Source organism: Methylotuvimicrobium buryatense 5G (assembly GCF_000341735.1).
GTDB classification, from domain to species: Bacteria; Pseudomonadota; Gammaproteobacteria; order Methylococcales; family Methylomonadaceae; genus Methylotuvimicrobium; species Methylotuvimicrobium buryatense.
Genome location: NZ_KB455575.1, coordinates 1,774,649 through 1,793,839, shown reverse-complemented (window position 1 = coordinate 1,793,839; position 19,191 = coordinate 1,774,649). Strand labels below are relative to the sequence as shown.

Annotated in this window: 14 protein-coding genes; 11 read left to right on the top strand and 3 right to left on the bottom strand. The window is 48.8% G+C overall.

What is annotated here, in order from left to right:
• Positions 1 to 14: 14 nt before the first annotated feature.
• From METBU_RS0108050 to METBU_RS0108015, 8 genes are all read left to right on the top strand, one after another.
• Positions 15 to 995, top strand: coding sequence for an NAD(P)H-quinone oxidoreductase (locus tag METBU_RS0108050; RefSeq protein WP_017840126.1), 981 nt, complete (start codon positions 15 to 17; stop codon positions 993 to 995).
• Between the two features lie 6 nt (positions 996 to 1,001).
• Positions 1,002 to 1,853: a sulfurtransferase gene (locus METBU_RS0108045; RefSeq protein WP_017840125.1), complete on the top strand. Its 852-nt coding sequence runs from the start codon at positions 1,002 to 1,004 to the stop codon at positions 1,851 to 1,853.
• Between the two features lie 583 nt (positions 1,854 to 2,436).
• Positions 2,437 to 4,056 (top strand): NAD+ synthase, encoded by a 1,620-nt coding sequence (locus METBU_RS0108040; RefSeq protein WP_017840124.1) that lies wholly within the window; start codon positions 2,437 to 2,439, stop codon positions 4,054 to 4,056.
• Between the two features lie 18 nt (positions 4,057 to 4,074).
• Positions 4,075 to 4,614 carry a CsiV family protein gene (locus tag METBU_RS0108035; RefSeq protein WP_017840123.1) on the top strand — a complete coding sequence of 180 codons (540 nt, stop codon included), beginning with the start codon at positions 4,075 to 4,077 and terminating at the stop codon, positions 4,612 to 4,614.
• Positions 4,615 to 4,941: 327 nt separating this feature from the next.
• Positions 4,942 to 6,297 (top strand): tRNA (N6-isopentenyl adenosine(37)-C2)-methylthiotransferase MiaB, encoded by a 1,356-nt coding sequence (gene miaB, locus METBU_RS0108030; RefSeq protein ID WP_014147373.1) that lies wholly within the window; start codon positions 4,942 to 4,944, stop codon positions 6,295 to 6,297.
• A gap of 7 nt (positions 6,298 to 6,304) precedes the next feature.
• Positions 6,305 to 7,282 carry a PhoH family protein gene (locus tag METBU_RS0108025; protein ID WP_017840122.1) on the top strand — a complete coding sequence of 326 codons (978 nt, stop codon included), beginning with the start codon at positions 6,305 to 6,307 and terminating at the stop codon, positions 7,280 to 7,282.
• Positions 7,282 to 7,743, top strand: a complete 462-nt coding sequence (ybeY, locus tag METBU_RS0108020; RefSeq protein ID WP_017840121.1) for an rRNA maturation RNase YbeY — start codon at positions 7,282 to 7,284, stop codon at positions 7,741 to 7,743. Before METBU_RS0108025 ends, ybeY begins: the two co-directional genes overlap by 1 nt.
• Complete coding sequence (locus tag METBU_RS0108015; RefSeq protein ID WP_017840120.1) at positions 7,740 to 8,597, top strand: HlyC/CorC family transporter; 858 nt, start codon at positions 7,740 to 7,742, stop codon at positions 8,595 to 8,597. The genes ybeY and METBU_RS0108015 overlap by 4 nt, the downstream gene beginning before the upstream one ends.
• 644 nt (positions 8,598 to 9,241) lie before the next feature.
• Here METBU_RS0108015 and METBU_RS23680 read toward each other — a convergent pair.
• Positions 9,242 to 10,132 (bottom strand): hypothetical protein, encoded by an 891-nt coding sequence (locus METBU_RS23680; RefSeq protein WP_017840119.1) that lies wholly within the window; start codon positions 10,130 to 10,132, stop codon positions 9,242 to 9,244.
• A 1,863-nt stretch (positions 10,133 to 11,995) separates the two neighbouring features.
• Complete coding sequence (locus METBU_RS25220; protein ID WP_017840117.1) at positions 11,996 to 12,412, bottom strand: MliC family protein; 417 nt, start codon at positions 12,410 to 12,412, stop codon at positions 11,996 to 11,998.
• Between the two features lie 341 nt (positions 12,413 to 12,753).
• On the opposite strand from METBU_RS25220, the gene METBU_RS0107995 reads away from it, so the two are divergent.
• Positions 12,754 to 13,551: an META domain-containing protein gene (locus tag METBU_RS0107995; RefSeq protein WP_017840116.1), complete on the top strand. Its 798-nt coding sequence runs from the start codon at positions 12,754 to 12,756 to the stop codon at positions 13,549 to 13,551.
• A gap of 300 nt (positions 13,552 to 13,851) precedes the next feature.
• Here the strand turns inward: METBU_RS0107995 and METBU_RS0107990 are convergent, their stop codons facing one another.
• Positions 13,852 to 15,033, bottom strand: a complete 1,182-nt coding sequence (locus METBU_RS0107990) for a pyridoxal phosphate-dependent aminotransferase (protein WP_017840115.1) — start codon at positions 15,031 to 15,033, stop codon at positions 13,852 to 13,854.
• An 83-nt stretch (positions 15,034 to 15,116) separates the two neighbouring features.
• Here METBU_RS0107990 and uvrB point away from each other — a divergent pair, with 83 nt between their 5' ends.
• Complete coding sequence (gene uvrB / locus METBU_RS0107985; protein WP_017840114.1) at positions 15,117 to 17,126, top strand: excinuclease ABC subunit UvrB; 2,010 nt, start codon at positions 15,117 to 15,119, stop codon at positions 17,124 to 17,126.
• An 850-nt stretch (positions 17,127 to 17,976) separates the two neighbouring features.
• Positions 17,977 to 18,819: a transglutaminase-like domain-containing protein gene (locus METBU_RS0107980; RefSeq protein ID WP_017840113.1), complete on the top strand. Its 843-nt coding sequence runs from the start codon at positions 17,977 to 17,979 to the stop codon at positions 18,817 to 18,819.
• The last annotated feature ends 372 nt before the right edge of the window (positions 18,820 to 19,191 follow it).

Genomic DNA, 19,191 nt, shown 5'->3' with positions numbered 1-19,191 from the left:
GAGGATTATTGAAAATGCCGCAAGACATGCAAGCGATAGAAATTGTCGCACCGGGGAAGTTAGGCACGACGCACCGGCCACTGCCGATGCCATTAGCCGATGAAGTGCTGATACGCGTCGAGGCGGCCGGCGTTAATCGCCCCGATATTATGCAGCGCCAAGGTTTATATCCGCCCCCGCCAGGCGCATCAGATATTCCCGGGCTGGAAGTGGCCGGAACCATTGCAGTTTTGGGCGATGATGTGCGGCATTTGCAATTAGGCGACCGTGTCTGCGCCTTGGTGACCGGCGGCGGTTATGCGCAGTATTGCACTGCCGCAGCCGAATTATGTTTGCCGATTCCGAAAGGGATAACGGTAATTCAGGCGGCCGGACTGCCGGAGACTTTTTTTACGGTTTGGAGTAATCTATTCGACCGCGCCGGACTCAAGCCCGGCGAAACCTTGTTGGTGCATGGCGGTAGCAGCGGTATCGGCGTCACGGCGATACAGATGGCCAAGGCCTTCGGCGTTCGTGTGTTCGTGACTGCAGGGTCGGCGCGTAAAAGCGCGTTTTGCCTTGAATTAGGCGCCGATGCCGCAATCAATTACCGCGAACAGGACTTCGTCGAAGAAGTATCGGCATTGACCTCCGGTAGAGGCGTCGATGTGATTCTGGATATGATCGGCGGCGATTATTTCCCGCGCAATCTCAAATGCATGGCATTCGATGCCAGGTTGGTGCAAATCGCGGTTCAAGGCGGACCGAAAGCCGAAATCAATCTATTGCAAGTATTTTTGAAAAGATTGACGATTACTGGTTCGACCTTGAGATCCCGCGACAATACCTTTAAGTCGGCGATCGCCGGAAAGTTGCGCGAGCATGTTTGGCCGCTCTTGGAGTCGGGCGACATTCATCCGGTTATCGATACGGTGCTACCTTTAGCCGAAGCGGCGGAGGCGCATGCATTAATGGAAAGTAGTCAACATATTGGAAAAATTATTCTTACGGTATAAACAACAATGGCTTATACAAATTTAATTCCCGTCGATCAATTAGCCGAGGATATCGGGACTCCCGGCTGGGTCGTTTTCGATTGTCGGTTTTCATTGGCCGATACCGAAGCCGGCGGTAAAGCTTACCGGCAAGGCCATATTCCAGGCGCCCGCTACGTTCATCTCGACCGGGATCTATCGTCCGGAATCACGGATTTAACCGGCCGCCATCCATTGCCGGACTTTAACTCGTTATGTAAAAAGCTGGGTGCCTGGGGCGTATCAAACGCCAGTCAGGTCGTGGTTTACGATGATGCCGACGGCGCCTTTGCCGGCCGATTGTGGTGGTTGCTGCGTTGTTTAGGGCACGATCGGGTCGCAGTACTCGATGGAGGGATTCAACAGTGGAGGAAAGGCGCTTATCCCATCACGACGGCATTACCTTCGATTCAACCCGCATTGTTTAGGCCTTACCTAAACGATTCGAATTGGCTCAGTGCACAACAAGTGCAAAACGGATTGGCACGAAAATCGATTAAATTGATCGATGCCAGGACTCCGGAACGTTTTTCGGGTCGCCAAGAGCCTATCGATCCGGTTGCGGGGCATGTGCCCGGCGCGCTTAATCGGCCGTTTCAATTCAATCTGCAAGCGGACGGACGTTTCAAAGCGACGCAAGAGTTGCGCGATGAATGGTCTGCATTGATCGGTGTCACACCAGCCGAACACGTCGTACATATGTGCGGTTCCGGCGTGACTGCTTGTCATAATCTATTGGCGATGGACATCGCGGGTTTGTCCGGCTCCAAGCTTTATGCAGGATCTTGGAGCGAATGGATACGCAATAAAAATCGCCCGGTTGCGACAGAGTCTACTTAATACCAATCGCGAACTATTTTTCCGGTTCCTGTAAAATCACTCCGAATAATGACAGGACGTAAATATTCAGTCCCCCTTCTTTTTATGCTGTTTCCCCAAGCTCCAGCTTGGGAAACCTGCTCAGGAAGCTCTAGCTTCTAGGCGATCAAGACAGATTGAACAGACGATTCATCACGCGGGCGGCGGTTTACAAAAATGTTGATATACTTCGCACGGTCATGTTTTCGGCTTTTATGGCAATGCTATTTTGTTCGGTAGCAAGGCGCGAAAACAGGCGCATAGCAAGCTATGTAACTGTTTTCGCAACGCAGCTACCGGACAAAAGAGCGCGCCAGAAAACTGAAAATGTGGCCGTGCGAAGTATATAAGACGGCCTGGTTGCAATCGGTGCCTAGGCGAGCGGTGTTTGATTGGGGCCTAACGGCGGTGGTGTCGGTCTCGGGAAGCTGGAGCTTCCGAGGTTTGTTTCCCAAGCTGGAGCTTGGGAAACAGCGGAAACAGTGACCAGGACACTCGGTTGTCTTTTTGCCTTCGATCATGCCTAGCCGCGATACAGGAATTTTAGAGAGGAAAATTATTTTTTATGAGTGCTACGACTCTCAGGATAGCCATTGCACAAAGCAATTTTCGGGTTGGTGATATCAAAGCCAATACCGAAAAAATTATCGTCCAGGCACTAGACAGCCGCGACCGGCTAAAAGCCGATATTGTTATTTTTCCGGAACTCTCGGTAACCGGTTACCCGCCGGAGGATTTGTTGCTGAGACCGGATTTTATCGCCCGGGCCCAGCATGCCGCGACAATGATAGTCGAACAGGTGCAAGACATCGATGTGGTTTTCGGATACCCCGAACAGTCCGGCGGCAAGTTGTTTAACTCGGCGGTAGTGTGCAGGTCGGGAGAAATTATTGCGCGCTATCATAAGAATGTTTTGCCGAATTACGGTGTATTCGACGAACAGCGTTATTTCACTGCCGGTTCCGAGACTGCGTTATTCAACCTGAAAGGTTTGACTCTGGCATTGACGATTTGCGAGGATGTTTGGCAGTCGGGTTTGATCGCCAAAAACCGTCAGGCCGGCGCGGATATCGTTTTGACCTTAAATGCGTCGCCCTTCCATGCCGGTAAGATTCATCAGCGCGAGCAGGTCGTCTGCGATCAAGTTAAAGCTGCCGGCGTTCCTTTAGTTTATGTCAATTTAATCGGCGGACAAGACGAATTGGTTTTCGATGGTGCGTCATTTGTTGTCGATAGTGAAGGTTCAGTCGTGTTTCGTGCCGAGGAATTCCGGGAGCAGCTTAGTGTCGTCGAATTTGCCGGCAAACAACCGATTAAATCGATATGCGCCCCGATTTATCGGCCGGTGTCGAGCGAATATCAGGCTCTGGTCTTGGGGATTCGCGATTATGTCAGCAAAAACGGCTTTAACGGGGCCTTATTGGGTTTATCCGGAGGCATCGATTCGGCGCTGGTACTGGCATTGGCAGTCGATGCGCTCGGCGCAGATAAAGTCGAAGCGGTGTTGATGCCTTCGCGCTATACGCAAGCGATGAGCAACGAAGATGCCGAATCGGAAGCCAATGCGTTGGGTGTGAACTATCACATGATTCCAATCGAACCGGCTGTCACGGCATTTAACGAGATGTTGGCCCCGGTATTTGCCGGCAGCGCCAAGGATACGACCGAGGAAAATATTCAGGCTCGTTGTCGCGGCGTCTTGCTAATGGCCTTGTCGAATAAGCAAGGTAAATTGTTGCTAACCACCGGCAATAAAAGCGAGATGAGTGTCGGTTATGCGACGCTTTATGGCGACATGGCCGGCGGATTCGCGCCGATCAAAGATGTCCCGAAGCTATTGGTCTATGCATTGGCGCGTTACCGAAATTCGATTTCGAAAGTCATTCCGGATCGAGTGATAACGCGGCCGCCGTCGGCGGAATTGGCGCCGGATCAGGTCGATCAGGATTCATTGCCGCCTTATGAAGTTCTGGATCCGATCTTGGAGCGCTATGTCGAGTTCGATCAATCGGCGGACGAAATTATTGCAGCAGGATTTGCCGCAGAGCATGTCGTCAGGGCGATTACGCTGGTCGATCGCAACGAATACAAGCGTCGACAATCGCCGCCCGGTATTAGGATAACCCCTCGAGCCTTCGGCCGCGATCGGCGTTATCCGATTACGTCCGGTTACAAAGGTATTTGAGATAGTAAAGAAATCATGATGAAGAATAAAAAAAATGCGTTTCGTGTGGTCTGGTTTGTGTTGTTGATTTGGCGGACCTCATTTGCTTCAGCCGAAGATCGTTTTCAAGTCGAATTAATCGTATTCGCACAGGACATGGCGACGACCGAATTGTTCGATCAGACCCGTAGCGAGATTCAATGGCCGAGTCAGGTCGTCGAAGTGTCGGCATTGGCTCAGGCCGCCACGGAACAAAAATCGTTATCCCATGTCTACGCTACGCTTTCGCGTTCTTCAACGTATCAACCGATCGACCACTATGCATGGTTTCAGGTCATCAATGAAGACAGCGCCGGCGATGCGGTTCGAATTCAGGATGCCGCTAATGTGTTGGACGGTTTTTTTCAGCTCGAACGAGGCGATTTTTTGACCGTGACACTAGATCTTGAGTATCAGCCCGATCCCGAGCGATTTTTTAGAATGTCCGAAGCGAGGCGAATTAAGTTTAATGAAGAGCATTATTTCGATCATCCGAAATTCGGCGCGATATTGAAGGTGAAAATGAAAGGTGAAAGGTGAAAGGTGAAAGGTGAAAGGTGAAAGGTGAAAGGGGAAAGGGGAAAGGGGAAAGATGAAAGGGGAAAGATGAAAGGGGAAAGATGAAAGGGGAAAGATGAAAGGGGAAAGATGAAAGGGGAAGTTTGTGCTTGACAAATGGTAGAAAATTCACATCATTTCACTATTCACTATTCACTATTCACTATTCACTATTCACTATTCACTATTCACCGTTTCCCGTTCACCATACACTTTCATTAGGGCTTTTTTTGTTTTCGATTTGGTGATTAAATAGCCGCCACTTTTCTCCGTTGTAATGACGGGGTGTTTTTTTTAGATGTACATACAATGACGCAAAAATTATATATTCAGACCAATGGTTGTCAGATGAACGAGTACGATTCCGACAAAATGCGGGATGTACTGAAAGCATCTCACGGTCTGGAGTTGACCGACAAACCCGACGAGGCCGATGTTTTATTACTCAACACTTGCTCGGTGCGCGAAAAAGCTCAAGAAAAAGTCTTTTCGGCTTTGGGCGTATGGCGGCCTTTCAAGGAGCTGAAGCCCGATGTCATCATCGGCGTCGGAGGTTGCGTGGCGAGTCAAGAAGGCGAGGCGATACAAAAGCGCGCGCCGTTCGTCGATATTGTCTTCGGTCCGCAAACCTTGCACCGATTGCCGCAATTGCTTGACGAAGCTCGCAATAAGCATAAGCGTGTCATCGACATCAGCTTTCCCGAAATCGAAAAATTCGACGCTTTGCCGGAACCGCGTGCCGAAGGTCCTAAAGCCTTCGTATCGGTGATGGAAGGCTGCAGCAAATATTGCACGTTTTGCGTCGTTCCCTATACGCGAGGGGAGGAAATCAGTCGTCCGCTCGACGATGTGATCACCGAAATCACGATTTTGGCGAAGCAGGGCGTTCGCGAAGTCAATCTGCTCGGACAAAACGTCAATGCTTATCGGGGGCTGATGGCGGACGGCGATATCGCCGATTTCGCGCTTTTACTACATCATGTCGCTGCGATCGACGGTATCGACCGTATTCGTTTTACGACGTCGAATCCGGTCGAATTCAGCGACAGCCTGATTGAAGCCTATGCCGAAATCCCGCAATTAGTCGATCATCTGCATCTACCGGTGCAGAGCGGTAGCGATGCGATTTTGAAAAAAATGAAGCGAGGCCACGCGCGCGCCGAGTATTTCGAGATTATTCGCAAATTGCGTGAAGTCCGTCCCAATATTTCTCTGTCGTCCGATTTCATCATCGGTTTTCCGGGCGAAACCGATCGGGACTTCGACGATACGATGGATTTGATCGAGACGATCGGATTCGATCTTTCCTACAGTTTCATTTACAGTCAAAGGCCAGGTACGCCAGCTGCCGATTTGCCGGACGATGTTCCGGTCGAAGTCAAAAAGCAGCGTTTGCAACGTTTGCAAAACCGCATTAATGAAATGGCGGCCCAAATTTCGGCGAGCATGGTCGACACCGTGCAAACGGTCTTAGTTGAAGGCCCGTCGAAAAAGAATCCGTTACAAATGCAAGGTCGAACCGAAAATAATCGCGTCGTCAATTTCATCGGTCATCCTCGATTAGCAGGGCAATTCGTCGACGTGTACATAGCCGAGGCTTTGCCTAACTCTCTTCGCGGGCGTATGGTCGAATCTTCGACCGCAAAAATAACTGCGGTGGCTTAAGCAATTGATGTCAACTCAAGAAATTACGCTGTTGCCGGCCGATAACAGCAGACTCTCCAATTTTTGCGGCCAATTCGATTGCCATCTGCGTCAGATCGAGCAACGCATGATGGTGGAAATCGCTAATCGAGGTAATCATTTCAAAATCAGCGGTGAAGAGCAGGCAGTCAAAGCGGCTTGCGCGGTGATGCATAAGCTATTTGACAGCACCGAACTGGAATTATTGACTCCCGAGCAGGTGCATCTATCGATGCAGGATGCCAGCATCGACGAAGCCCTTGAGGCGGTCAAGGCCGAAACGGCGGCTCAACATCAGGTGACGGTCAAGACCAGGCGCGGCGTTATTAAAGGTAGGGGCGCCAATCAACAAAGTTATTTGAAAAAAATCACGACTCACGACATCAATTTCGGCGTAGGACCTGCAGGAACCGGGAAGACTTATCTTGCGGTCGCTTGCGCGGTAGAAGCCTTGCAAAACGAAAAAGTCCGCCGAATCATATTGGTCCGTCCAGCCGTGGAGGCGGGCGAGAAACTCGGTTTTTTGCCCGGCGATATGGCGCAAAAAGTCGATCCCTACTTACGTCCTCTGTACGACGCCTTGTACGAAATGCTCGGCTTCGAACGCGTCGAAAAATTGATCGACCGCGATGTCATTGAGGTAGCGCCGTTAGCCTTCATGCGCGGCAGAACCTTGAACGATTCCTTCATTATTCTCGATGAAGCGCAAAACACGACCGTCGAGCAAATCAAGATGTTTTTAACGCGGGTCGGTTTCGGTTCGACCGCCGTAATTACCGGCGACATCACGCAAATCGATTTGCCGTCCGAAAAAATGTCGGGATTGCGTCATGTGTTGAAGGTATTGGACAATGTCGAAGGCATCAGTTTTACGTTTTTCGGCGCGAAAGACGTCGTCAGACACCCGTTGGTACAGCGAATTGTCCTTGCCTATGAGGCCTATGAGAAAAAACATTCGAACCCTTGATGAACAGTATTGAAATCCAACAGGAGATCGCTTCGGACGGTGTGCCGGATAGCGGTCTATTGCAAACTTGGGTTGATGCCTCGCTAAAGGATTATCCGGACGATACCGAGCTGGTGATCCGTATCGTCGATAAACCCGAAATCAGTCAACTCAACGAACACTATAGAGCTAAACCGGGCCCGACCAATATTTTGAGTTTTCCTTTCGACGTGCCGGACTATATAGAAACCAACTTGCTTGGCGATTTGGTTGTATGCGCGCCGGTCTTGGCCGAGGAGGCGTTGGCGCAACACAAGACCTTAGAGCATCATTGGGCGCATATCATCGTGCATGGAGTCCTGCATTTGCTGGGCTACGATCATGTCGAAGATAACGAAGCCGAATTAATGGAAGCGAAAGAAATCGAAATATTGGCACAATTGAACATCGATAATCCGTATAACGAGGCAAACGAGGTATGAACGACGAACCCTATCCGAGTCAGACGCCGCAAAAAAGTTGGATCGGCAGACTAGGACAACTTTTGAGCGGCGAACCGCAAGATCAGGAAGACCTTCTTGAGATTTTACGGGAAGCTCGGGAAAAACATTTACTAGGCCCTGATGCGCTGGCAATGATTGAAGGCGTGCTTCAGGTTTCGGAAATGCGGGCACGGGATATCATGATTCCGAAAGTGCAAATGGTCGTAGTGCCGCGGGATGCCGACTTGAAAACCATTTTTCCGTTGGTGCTCGAACACGGTCATTCGCGTTTTCCGGTGATCGAAGAGGACCGCAGTAAAGTGGTCGGCGTTTTGTTGGCAAAAGATTTGCTGCCTTATGCTCTGGCCGAGACCAATCATGATATCAAAGTCGAGGAATTGATGCGTCCGGTCAGCATCGTGCCGGAAAGCAAGCGCTTGAATGTGTTGTTAAAGGAGTTTCGTACCAATCGCAATCACCTAGCCATCGTCGTCGACGAGTACGGAACTGCGGCAGGATTGGTGACGATAGAGGATATACTCGAAGAAATCGTCGGCGAAATCGAGGACGAACACGACCAGGAGCCCGATGAGGGCTACATCGTGCAGCGCAACGAAAACGAATATATGGTCAAGGCATTGACGCCGATGGAGGACTTCGACGAATATTTCTTTTGCGATTTATCCAGCGAGGAATACGATACGGTCGGCGGCTTTATCGTGACCAAGCTCGGACACCTGCCGCAAAAAGGCGAAAAAGTGATCGAAGGCAAGCTCAGGTTCGAAGTGGTTCGAGCGGACAGCCGGCGAATTCATTGGCTAAAATTGAAATTGCTCGAAGAAGAGGAAGAGTAGGCGGGTTATTTAAACCGCTCCGATCATTAGGGTTTGCTTTGGGCATGGTCGAAAAGCTTTTGCTCTTGCTCACGCCCCTTAACTACATCCAAGTAGGTAACGTAAGGACGGGGTGGCAAGCCTAGACCTGCATAGGTTTTTAAGGTTATTTTAGGTAAGCAGCGAGTAATGCTTGAGCCGCATGACGCGGCGAACATCTTCCAACAAGGTCGGCGATTTTGAACTAGACATAAGGTCGTTAGCTGCTGTGGTCAGGCTAAAGGCAAATCTGCCCGAATTTATGGCTAATATCAGGTTACCAAGGCACATTTGCCCGGTTTAGGAGTTATCAGGGCAAATGTGCCTGAAAAGATCGCCAATATCAACTTATCGGGTAGATTTGCCTGATAATCAATAGTTATGCATTGGTAGAACAATGATTACGAAGCTCGTTGAATCAAATCACTATCATATTTGGACGGATGCAATTCATGCACGCCAATTAGCTACTCAAACGAGTAATAAATGGGATAGAGGAACATATGTTCGATGGACAATTTTAACTGCTTGGATTGCTCTTGAGATTTCTTGTCAGGATGCCTTGGAAGATAATTCAATTTCTTATAGTTTTCAAAGAAACGGGTGTTGATTTTGAATAATGTGAATTATACGCACACATGGGAACCATATTGATCAATCTTATCCCAAAACTGTTGCCATCTTCCTTTAGACTGAACCAATGCACGTAAAGATAAAATCACTTTAGCCCCTTGGTTTTTCCAGCGCATACCTGAACCACAAAGCCGTTGCTTCACCAGCGTCTTGCAAGCAGCTTCGGTGACGCCTGAGCCAATAGGTAAGTTTTTTTCTGTATGCATTGCATAATCCATCATCTGGTTATGGTTTTTAAAATAGGTTAGCGCGGCCTCCAAATTCTCTTTGACTGTTTTTGTCAGGCTGGTTTTTTGGGCCAATTTTTCCATTTCACTGATCAGTGTTTCGACTGCACCGGGTTCACGTTTTAGCTGTTTACAGCGTTCATCTAGCCAAATTATGCGCTTGGGTTTGTCCGTTTTTCCTGGATAGGCAGCATAAGCGACGTTTGCCAGATACTCAGTGACGTGGAAAAAGTCCAGTAATTGACGACTGGTATGTTGCTCTAAAAACGACCAATTATTTTTTGCACCATCGGCAATACCTAAATAGAGGGCATCGGGATAGTGTTTTTTGACGGTAACAATTTCTTTTTCCAAACGCTGAAAAAATGTGCCTTTCCCATATTCGGGGGCTTCACCGATATAGATGGTATGCTGACGTTTGCCGGTCACATCATAAAGCGAAATATTGCCCACCATCGCTTCCCGGTAACCGTCCTCACGTATCAATACATAAGCGCCATCAAGACTGACGACAATGGTCGTTATCGCTTCATCCAAGGGCGGAATGTCATATTCCCAAAGCTCTTCTTTGGCCCCCGCAATGCCACCCACCCAATCGCTCACATCCTGCAAATAAGAATGCGCTATTTTTCGATGATGATTGTCTTCTAAATCCAAGCGGCAGGGTCAGGTCTATATTCATAGCCTTTTCTGTAAATGTAAAAATAAAAGGTCCGGGTTTATTTTATAATTCAATCCATTTTTTCAGAGTAAACTAAAACATCATCCTACTTAACTCGGTACAAGCGGACACCGGTAACGCTCCGTCTCAAAGCTGCGCCCCTTCTTGAGGCGTTACGCGTCCAAATATAGTTCTTGCTAATATCCTGCACTTTTTAGAAAGCTACTCGCGGCCTATCTTAATGATGACGAATATTGAGCCCTTCAGACTTATCTTCTGCCCAAGCCGGATGAGCCGGATGCGGGCAATATTGTTAAAGAATCAGGCGGTGTAAGGAAAGTTCGGTGGGCGCCAGAAGGGAGAGTTAAAAAGTGGCGGGGTTTGTATTATCTACTACTGGAAAAACCCAGATCATGAAATCTGGATGCTTACGATTTATAGCAAATCGGAGCGTTCCACCATTCCCGGCCATATATTGAAGCAAATTGCGGAGGCAATCGATCATGAGCCATAGAAATATCGGTGCTGAAATCCTAGATAGCATTAAAGAAATCAAAGAGTTTAAAAAGGCAAGGTTACTCTAAAAACCACGCAGCTTTCCGAGCCTTCGCCACCGCAGGCAATTCGTTCTAAATTAAAAATGTCACAGTCCGCCTTTGCCGGATTGCTTGGCGTAAGCATGCGAACACTTTAAGATTGGGAACAAGGACGGAGGGCTCCACAAGGGCCAGCAGTCGCACTGCTACGCATAGTCGAGCAACACCCCGAAGTTTTTGATCAGCTACACTAAACGTGTAAGGAGCTATGGGGGTAAGATCTTGAATTTTGACAGCAATTCCCAATTTTGGGATCAAAAAGGGTGTGGAGTGTGCTTGGCGACATCCTTGGCGTTCGATCTGCCGCCGAGCCTCCATGGATGGGTTTATGGCATTCCTCGACAGGCATACCCTACACCTAAGATCGGCGAAAATGCTCAAACTGGGAATTGCTGGAGTTTTGCAAATACGTGCCTGCATAAACGAGACTTGATGCAAATTTTAAGACCCAACCCCGTACGGGCCCCTGTTACCCAAGCTCGATCTCTCGTCTTTATACATTAAGTATAAATATACCTAATTGTGCAAAAAGTAGCGATCGAGCGCTAAATGGTTGTGTTGTCCGGAAAGGCTATTGGTGTTTGAGCGTTACTGGCTTCGATAGTCGCGACGAAGGCGTCGCTCCCACAGAGAGCGGCGGAGGCTCTGTGGGAGCGATCCCCTGATCGCGATCTCGAGGCCGAAAGTGTTAAGTCACAATAAATGGTATCGAGGTCTCATTGGTTAAGGTTGCAAAAGGGTAATTTTTGACTTATGTATAACCGTCGTAGATCAAAATTCGGCGCCTGGGTGTCCGCCAAAGGACACCGTGAATACGTCCGTGTAGGCTCTATGCCAGCTCCATGCTGGCAAAGCCTTTGTCGGACACCCAGGCGCCTCCTCACTGCCATTAAGTTAAGCCGTTCGTGGTGAGCCTGTCGAACCATGGACGGCTTAACTTATCGACCCAGGATTTTTCCATTCACCCTTCGACAGGCTCAGGGCGAACGGAAAAATCCTTAACTTAATGGCAGTGAGGCGCCTCCTCTAGCACTTCCGAGCTATGAGGTCACGTCTTGAATTTTGCAACAGCCACCATGAGCAACTTTAGAAGAGAGGCTATTCGGCGTTAATCAAGTGGGCAGGGTTGTTGAAGCTTGAATACCTTCGCCAATTAGGCTAAGTAATGCATTCGCTCCATAAGTTCAAGCTGAAGAAGTAAAGGTCGACAACTCTTGTCCCTTAATTTCTTAAAACTTGTTAAACCTCAAACCGTTCTTCTGGCTATATAGCCTTGCAATCGCTTAGCAAAATTTGTTCTGTTGCGGTATCATCGGCGGCAAGGAATTTTAAAATTCCGGAATCGCCTTTCGTATGCCAACGAAGGCTTTTTTGCTCGTCCAATGCAATATACAGCGCGCCGGAAGCTGCTTTCCGAATCTGCATTAGACTTAGCAAACCCTGGTAATAAAGGGCGGCGAACGATTCGCCGGATTGTAGGTTTAAATAAGCGACCTGCAATTCGGTGTCGGGATGGCAATGATAAACGACTATTTTGCTTCGCCAACCGCTTCCTTCTATGATGCCGCTTGTAACCGGGGTGCCGTCGAAATGAAAGGGATTTAAGGAATCGTGCTTAACTTGTTGTGCACAAGCCGTTACTAGAATGGTTAAATTGATAATGAAAAGAAATTTACTCATAATGCACCTCTAGTTGTGAATAGGGGTTTGGCGGCAGTTATCCCGTTAGAGACGAACAGTCCGCTGTCCCTATACGCACATGCCGAAATTTTAAGTACGAAAGGTATACTAATATTTTCATTGCTCGTCTAGCGGTTTTATACCCATCGTAGATCAAAATTCGGCGCCGGGGCACCCGTCAAAGTACGCCGTGAATACATCCATGTAGGCAAAGCCTTTGTTGAGCACCCGGTGCCTACTTAGGCGCTGCCGAAATTTGAAGTACAAAAGGTATATATGCAAAATAGCGGTTACCGGTAGGCAAAGCCTTCAATAAATCCTAGCAAACTTGAGAGAAAAGTATGATGAAACGATGGATTACTTTTGCGTTATGCAGTGTGCTGATAGGGTGCGCAACTGATGCTAGTCGAGAGGAAAACGAAGATGAGCAACAATTCAAGTGGGACAATATTGCTTGGCAACTCGAACATTTTGTCGAGCCTAACGGCAAAACGACAAGCGTTATAGATGATACGGTTATCGATGCCTTGTTTTCGAAAGGTCAATTATCCGGAAGCGGCGGTTGTAATCGTTATTTTGGAAAGTTTGAGGTCACAGAAGAGTCTAAACTAATGGTCAGCCCAGTCGGCTCAACGATGATGGCTTGTTCAGAGATTATCAACGAACAAGAGCGCCGCTATTTCGATTGGTTCGCTAAAGTCGGGGGCTATCGCTACGATGAAGACGCTCGATTACTGACGCTTTCGGACCTAGAAGGAAATCCATTATTGGTGTTCAATACAAAAACCCAGCCGGCACTGGAACAAACCCAATGGCAGGCATCCGGCATCAACAACGGCAAGGGTGGCGTCGTGTCGGATAAAAATACCGTTTTAGCGAATGCATATTTTGCCGATGGCACTGTCCAAGGCAAAGCGGGTTGCAATCGATATTCGGCGGCTTATACAAAGCAAGATGAAAAACTCAGAATCGATTCTGCGCAGACGACTCGAATGTTTTGCGCCGAAGATGGCGTCATGGAGCTCGAAGCGAATTTTTTGAATGTTATGGCTCGGGTCGTCCGTTATGAAATCGATGGCGATCGACTAAAGCTACTCGATAAGGATGGGGCGTTATTGATTGGCTTTGTCAGAAAATAGAGTTTGAACATCGGTTTCCAAGTCAGTATTTTAGAGGGAAGGCGTGCTTAATATTTATCGTTTGTTGTAAACGTCTTTGCGATAGCAAGAGCCGTTAGCCGCGATTCGTTTTCTTTGCTGACATTTATACCCGTCGTAGATCAAAATTCGGCGCTACCGAAATTTGAAGTGCTAAAGGTATATATGAAGGGCTTAAGTGTCGGAGCATTCGCCAAATTTGAACATGATCTAGTTTGGCGAATCGTCCGACAGCATTCGTTCTTAATCTTTCGATTCCTGGAGTAATGACCGGTTCGTTTCTCAAACCGCCTTTTTAATTCTCTCCAGCGCGTTTTCCAAGTTTTTCATACTGGTCGCGATCGATATTCTGACGTGTCCCGGACAACCGAAGGCCGAGCCCGGCACTAGCGCTACGCCGGCATTTTCGATCAGGTATTCTGAAAAATCCAAGTCGTCTTTGATGTTGTCCATTTTGGCGATTGCTTGTTCCACGTTCGGGAATACGTAGAATGTGCCGTCGGTTTCAAGGCAATCGATGCCGTCGATTTTGTTGAGTTCCGAGACCACGAAATCATGGCGCTTCTTGAATTCGGTCATCATCATGTCGATGAAGCCTTGATCGCCGTTCAGCGCGGCTTCGGCGGCATATTGTGAAATCGAGGTCGGATTCGAGGTGCTTTGCGATTGAATCGTGCCCATCGCTTCAATCAAATCGATAGGGCCTGCCGCGTAACCGATGCGCCAGCCGGTCATCGAATAAGCTTTAGACACGCCGTTCATAACGACGGTGCGGTCGTAGAACTCCGGGTGCGCGTTCAGAATGTTGACGAACGCGCCTTTTTTCCAGGTGATATGTTCGTACATGTCGTCGGTCGCGATGATGATGTCCGGAAAATCTTTCAACACATCGCCGAGTGCTTTCAGTTCGTCGAGCGAATAGGCGACGCCGGTCGGATTCGACGGGCTGTTGATGAAAATTAATCGGGTCTTGTCGGTAATCGCCGCGCGCAGTTGTTCCGGCGATATTTTAAAGTGCTGCGCCTGTGTTGTTTCGATGACGACCGGCACGCCGCCGGCAAGCAGCACCATATCAGGATACGAGACCCAATAAGGGGCTGGAATAATGACTTCGTCTCCGTCGTTCAGCAACGCTTGCGTCAGGTTGTAAGAACTTTGCTTACCGCCGCAGGAAACCAAGATTTGTTTCGGTTGATAATCGAGGCCGTTGTCTTTTTTGAATTTTTCGATGATCGCTTTTTTTAAGCTCGCGGTGCCGTCGACCGGAGTGTATTTCGTAAAGCCTTTGTTCATTGCTTCTATTGCTGCGGCTTTGATGTGGTCCGGCGTGTCGAAGTCGGGTTCGCCCGCGCCGAGGCCGATGATGTCCTTGCCGGCGGCGCGCATTGCGGCGGCTCTTGCGGTAATAGCCAGGGTTGGCGATGGTTTAACCGATTGGACTCTGCCGGAAAGTTTTATGCTCATAATCACCTGTCAAATCAATGTAAAAGTAGGCATGATTATACTCTATGTATAATAGCTGTTGAAATTCCATTAGAGAGTGAGTTGTGAAAAAGGCATTTAATATTCAAGGCCGTTTTCAACCGGCAGGCGACCAGCCGGCGGCAATCAACCAATTGGTCGAAGGATTGAGCGACGGCGAAGTGCATCAAACCTTGCTCGGCGTGACCGGTTCGGGCAAGACCTTTACGATTGCGAATGTGATCGATCGGGTGCAGCGTCCGGCGATGATTTTAGCGCCGAATAAAACATTAGCCGCGCAATTGTACGGTGAGATGAAGGAGTTTTTTCCGGAAAATAGCGTCGAGTATTTCGTGTCGTATTACGACTATTATCAGCCGGAAGCCTATGTGCCGGCCTCGGATACCTTCATCGATAAAGATGCTTCGCTGAATGAACATATCGAACAAATGCGTTTATCGGCGACCAAGGCGCTGATCGAGCGCGATGATACGATCGTCGTCGCAACCGTGTCGGCGATTTACGGCTTAGGCGAACCGGAATCGTATTTTCAAATGGTCTTGCATTTGGTGCGCGGCGATTTGATCGATCAACGCGCGATCGTCCGTCGTTTGGCTGAAATGCAATATACGCGTAATGAAACCGAATTGCGCCGCGCGACCTATCGCGTGCGCGGCGAAGTCATAGATATATTTCCGGCCGAATCCGAACAGGAGGCGCTTCGCATCGAGTTGTTCGACGATGAAATCGAGCGACTGTCGCTGTTCGACCCGTTGACCGGCGAAATCAAGCAGCGCATCGCGCGTTTCACGGTCTACCCGAAGAATCATTACGTCACTCCAAGGGATCAACTGTTGACAGCAGTTGACGCGATTAAAATCGAATTGAAAGCGCGTCTCGAGCATTTGTATTCGCTGAATAAATTGGTTGAAGCGCAACGCTTGGAGCAGCGAACATTGTTCGATCTCGAAATGATTTTGGAGGTTGGCTATTGTTCCGGCATCGAAAATTATTCGCGTTATCTGTCCGGTCGCGGCCCGGGTGAGCCGCCGCCGACGATGTTCGATTATTTGCCGGATAATGCCTTGGTCATTATCGATGAGAGTCATGTGACGATTCCGCAGATAGGCGCGATGTATAAAGGGGATCGCTCGCGTAAAGAAACCTTGGTCGAATACGGGTTCAGATTGCCGTCGGCGCTTGATAACCGCCCGTTGACCTTCGAAGAGTTCGAAGCGAAATCCAGGCAACGAATTTATGTTTCGGCAACGCCTGGACCTTATGAAAAAGCACATTCCGGCGTCTTTGTCGAACAGGTCGTCAGGCCGACCGGCTTGCTCGATCCTGAAATCGAAGTTCGTCCCGCGACGACTCAGGTCGATGATTTGTTGTCGGAGATCAACAAGCGTGTCAAGGTCAACGAGCGTGTTTTGGTTACGACGTTGACCAAGCGCATGTCCGAGGACTTGACCGAATATCTGGCCGACCATGACGTGCGCGTGCGTTATCTGCATTCGGATATCGATACGGTTGAGCGCGTCGAAATTATTCGCGATTTACGGCTCGGCAAATTCGATGTGCTGGTCGGTATCAATTTACTGCGCGAAGGGTTGGACATTCCCGAGGTTTCGTTGATCGCGATTTTGGATGCCGACAAGGAAGGGTTCTTGCGTTCGACCGTGTCGTTGGTGCAAACGATAGGCCGCGCGGCGCGCAATGTACGTGGTAAGGCGATTTTGTACGGCGATAAAATAACGCGTTCGATGCAGCAGGCGATCGATGAGACCGTGAGGCGCCGCGAAAAACAGAGTCGGTTTAACGAGCTCAACAATATCACGCCGGCGACGGTATTCAAGTCGGTCAAGGATATTTTGGAAATCGCGATTCCGGGCGCCGGCTTTCAACCGGCGGCGAAGGCCTTGGCTGTGACCGAGCCCGATGCGGACTATAAAGCAATGACGCCGAAACAAAAAAGCAAGAAGCTCAAGCAAATGGAAGAGCAAATGTATAAGCATGCTCGGAATCTGGAGTTTGAAGAAGCGGCGCGTCTTAGGGATGAGATTAAATTGTTGCAGGAGATTTATGTGATTGAATGATTTGAAAGGTGAAAGGTGAAAGGTGAAAGGTGAAAGGTGAAAGGTGAAAGGTGAAAGGGGCAAGGGGCAAGGGGCAAGGGGCAAGAGGAAAGAGGAAAGAGGAAAGAGGAAAGAGGAAAGAGTGTTGGTAGGTTTAGTGGGTACTGCCATTAAGTTACCTGATTAGCAAGTTTCTTCAGCTAAAGCCCAAAAACCGGCATATCCCTAGCAGGACGGGGTTTGCAACCCCGTCCTAAACGTTTTGACTTTGGCCGAAGTCAGCCGAAATGTTTAGGGCAAACCGAAACGTTGGGGACGGGTTAAATAACCCGTCCCGCAGAAGTGGCTACGACTGGCAACTGCTCGGACAGTTGGCTTCGGCAAGCTGAAGCATCTTGCTAATCAGGTTAAGTTAAGGGAAGCTCGTCATTCCGCCATGGATGGCAGGCTTTTGAGGCGCATTCGATCCTGAATGCCGGCATCCGCTGAAAATCGTGGAAACGGAGCGTTAGCGAAGTGAAGATTTTTAGTCCCCGATAGCCGTAGCGCCGGGTGTTTTGCCGGAGTCTGCGCGAATAGCGCAGGCGGAGGCAAAATACAAGGCATCGCGACACGGCGTAAAGCCATTTGTGGGAGTGCTACGGAGCCGCATCGAGTATACGATGATGTGGCGTAGTGGCACGGACGCAGGGCGAATCGGGGCCGCCGAAGGCAATAATCGCCAAGTCATTTTTCGCTGCTGAAATCGGACGGACCCCATTTCAGCTTTCGCGAAAAATCTTGGCGCGCTTGACTTATTCTGTGAAGGTACTTAAAGGCATTGGGTTTAGTGGGTGATGGTTTATTTGTTGTGGTTTTGGGAGGATAGGCAATGAAATATAAATTAGGTTGCGATCTCGATTATCAGGTTGACTCCTTTAGTACGTTTATCTTTAACTTTCGTATCGCGCAGATCGACTGCCAAAAGATTATTAGTGAACATCTGCAGCTTGATCCAGATGTTCATATTGATGAGTTTGCGGCGCCTGTTTTAGAAAATCGATATTTCAGAGTCAATGTATCGCCCGGAACGAATTTGCGTGTTTCGTATAGAGCAGAAGTTGAAATGTCGCATTTTTACGGGGATCCGAATCAGATTATGGAAATTCAGCCGGCGGAATTGCCGAAAGCGACCTGGCCTTACCTTTATCCCAGTCGCTTTTGTCAATCGGACCGATTAGTTAACCTAGCGCTTTCGGAGTTCGGTGGGGAGTTGATGGGCTATTCCAGAGTTACGGCTATCTGTAATTGGATTTTTGACAAGGTTTATTATCAATACGGAACCAGTAGCTCACATACTTCCGCATTCGATACCGCTACTGAGCGAATCGGGGTATGCCGGGATTTTGCGCATTTGGGCATCGCGTTTTGCAGGGCCTTAAATATTCCGGCGCGATTTGTCTCCAGTTATGCCTATGGATTGACAATCCCCGATTTTCACGCCTGTTTCGAAGCCTATTTGGGTAATCGTTGGTATTTATTCGATGCTACCCGTCTGGCGCCGCAAAACGGGATCGTGCGTATCGGCACGGGACGCGATGCCGCCGATGTTTCAATAGCGACAATTTTCGGAAATGTTTCTATGAACGATATGCGTATTTTTATTGAGCATATTCCGGATCTAGATTGCCCCGGAATTCCGGAGCCGACGACAGAAGCCATTGCGATTTTATGACTTTCTATGCGTCGAGGTTGAGAGATTTGAGGCATGAATCCTGTGCGCCAGGGATATTACCATCGTAGATCAAAATTCGGCGCCGGGGGCGTAATGCATTTTCTGCATTCATTACACCCCGCCGCGCTTTTGCAAAACAGCTTTGCTCTCCTGAAAGGTTGCTCGAGTTTTATGAAAATCCTCTTGAAACACTTCAATAACTTCAGGTGCTTCATGGTTGAATTGCCGAGTTTAGGATAAAAAGTTTTCGTTATTATTGTGCTATGAGTTAACATTTTCGTTTTTCGATAATCATTCATGGTCACTCTAAACGATGTTCTGATTTCTGTTCCAACGGAAGTCCGATATGACTCGCTGGGTTGACGATCGTCT

What these genes read in the sequence shown, in the direction of transcription:
- METBU_RS0108050 (WP_017840126.1), top strand. Translation starts at nt 15, where the DNA reads ATGCCGCAAGACATGCAAGCGATAGAAATTGTCGCACCGGGGAAGTTA.
- METBU_RS0108045 (WP_017840125.1), top strand. Translation starts at nt 1,002, where the DNA reads ATGGCTTATACAAATTTAATTCCCGTCGATCAATTAGCCGAGGATATC.
- METBU_RS0108040 (WP_017840124.1), top strand. Translation starts at nt 2,437, where the DNA reads ATGAGTGCTACGACTCTCAGGATAGCCATTGCACAAAGCAATTTTCGG.
- METBU_RS0108035 (WP_017840123.1), top strand. Translation starts at nt 4,075, where the DNA reads ATGAAGAATAAAAAAAATGCGTTTCGTGTGGTCTGGTTTGTGTTGTTG.
- miaB (WP_014147373.1), top strand. Translation starts at nt 4,942, where the DNA reads ATGACGCAAAAATTATATATTCAGACCAATGGTTGTCAGATGAACGAG.
- METBU_RS0108025 (WP_017840122.1), top strand. Translation starts at nt 6,305, where the DNA reads ATGTCAACTCAAGAAATTACGCTGTTGCCGGCCGATAACAGCAGACTC.
- ybeY (WP_017840121.1), top strand. Translation starts at nt 7,282, where the DNA reads ATGAACAGTATTGAAATCCAACAGGAGATCGCTTCGGACGGTGTGCCG.
- METBU_RS0108015 (WP_017840120.1), top strand. Translation starts at nt 7,740, where the DNA reads ATGAACGACGAACCCTATCCGAGTCAGACGCCGCAAAAAAGTTGGATC.
- METBU_RS25220 (WP_017840117.1), bottom strand. Translation starts at nt 12,412, where the DNA reads ATGAGTAAATTTCTTTTCATTATCAATTTAACCATTCTAGTAACGGCT.
- METBU_RS0107995 (WP_017840116.1), top strand. Translation starts at nt 12,754, where the DNA reads ATGATGAAACGATGGATTACTTTTGCGTTATGCAGTGTGCTGATAGGG.
- METBU_RS0107990 (WP_017840115.1), bottom strand. Translation starts at nt 15,033, where the DNA reads ATGAGCATAAAACTTTCCGGCAGAGTCCAATCGGTTAAACCATCGCCA.
- METBU_RS0107980 (WP_017840113.1), top strand. Translation starts at nt 17,977, where the DNA reads ATGAAATATAAATTAGGTTGCGATCTCGATTATCAGGTTGACTCCTTT.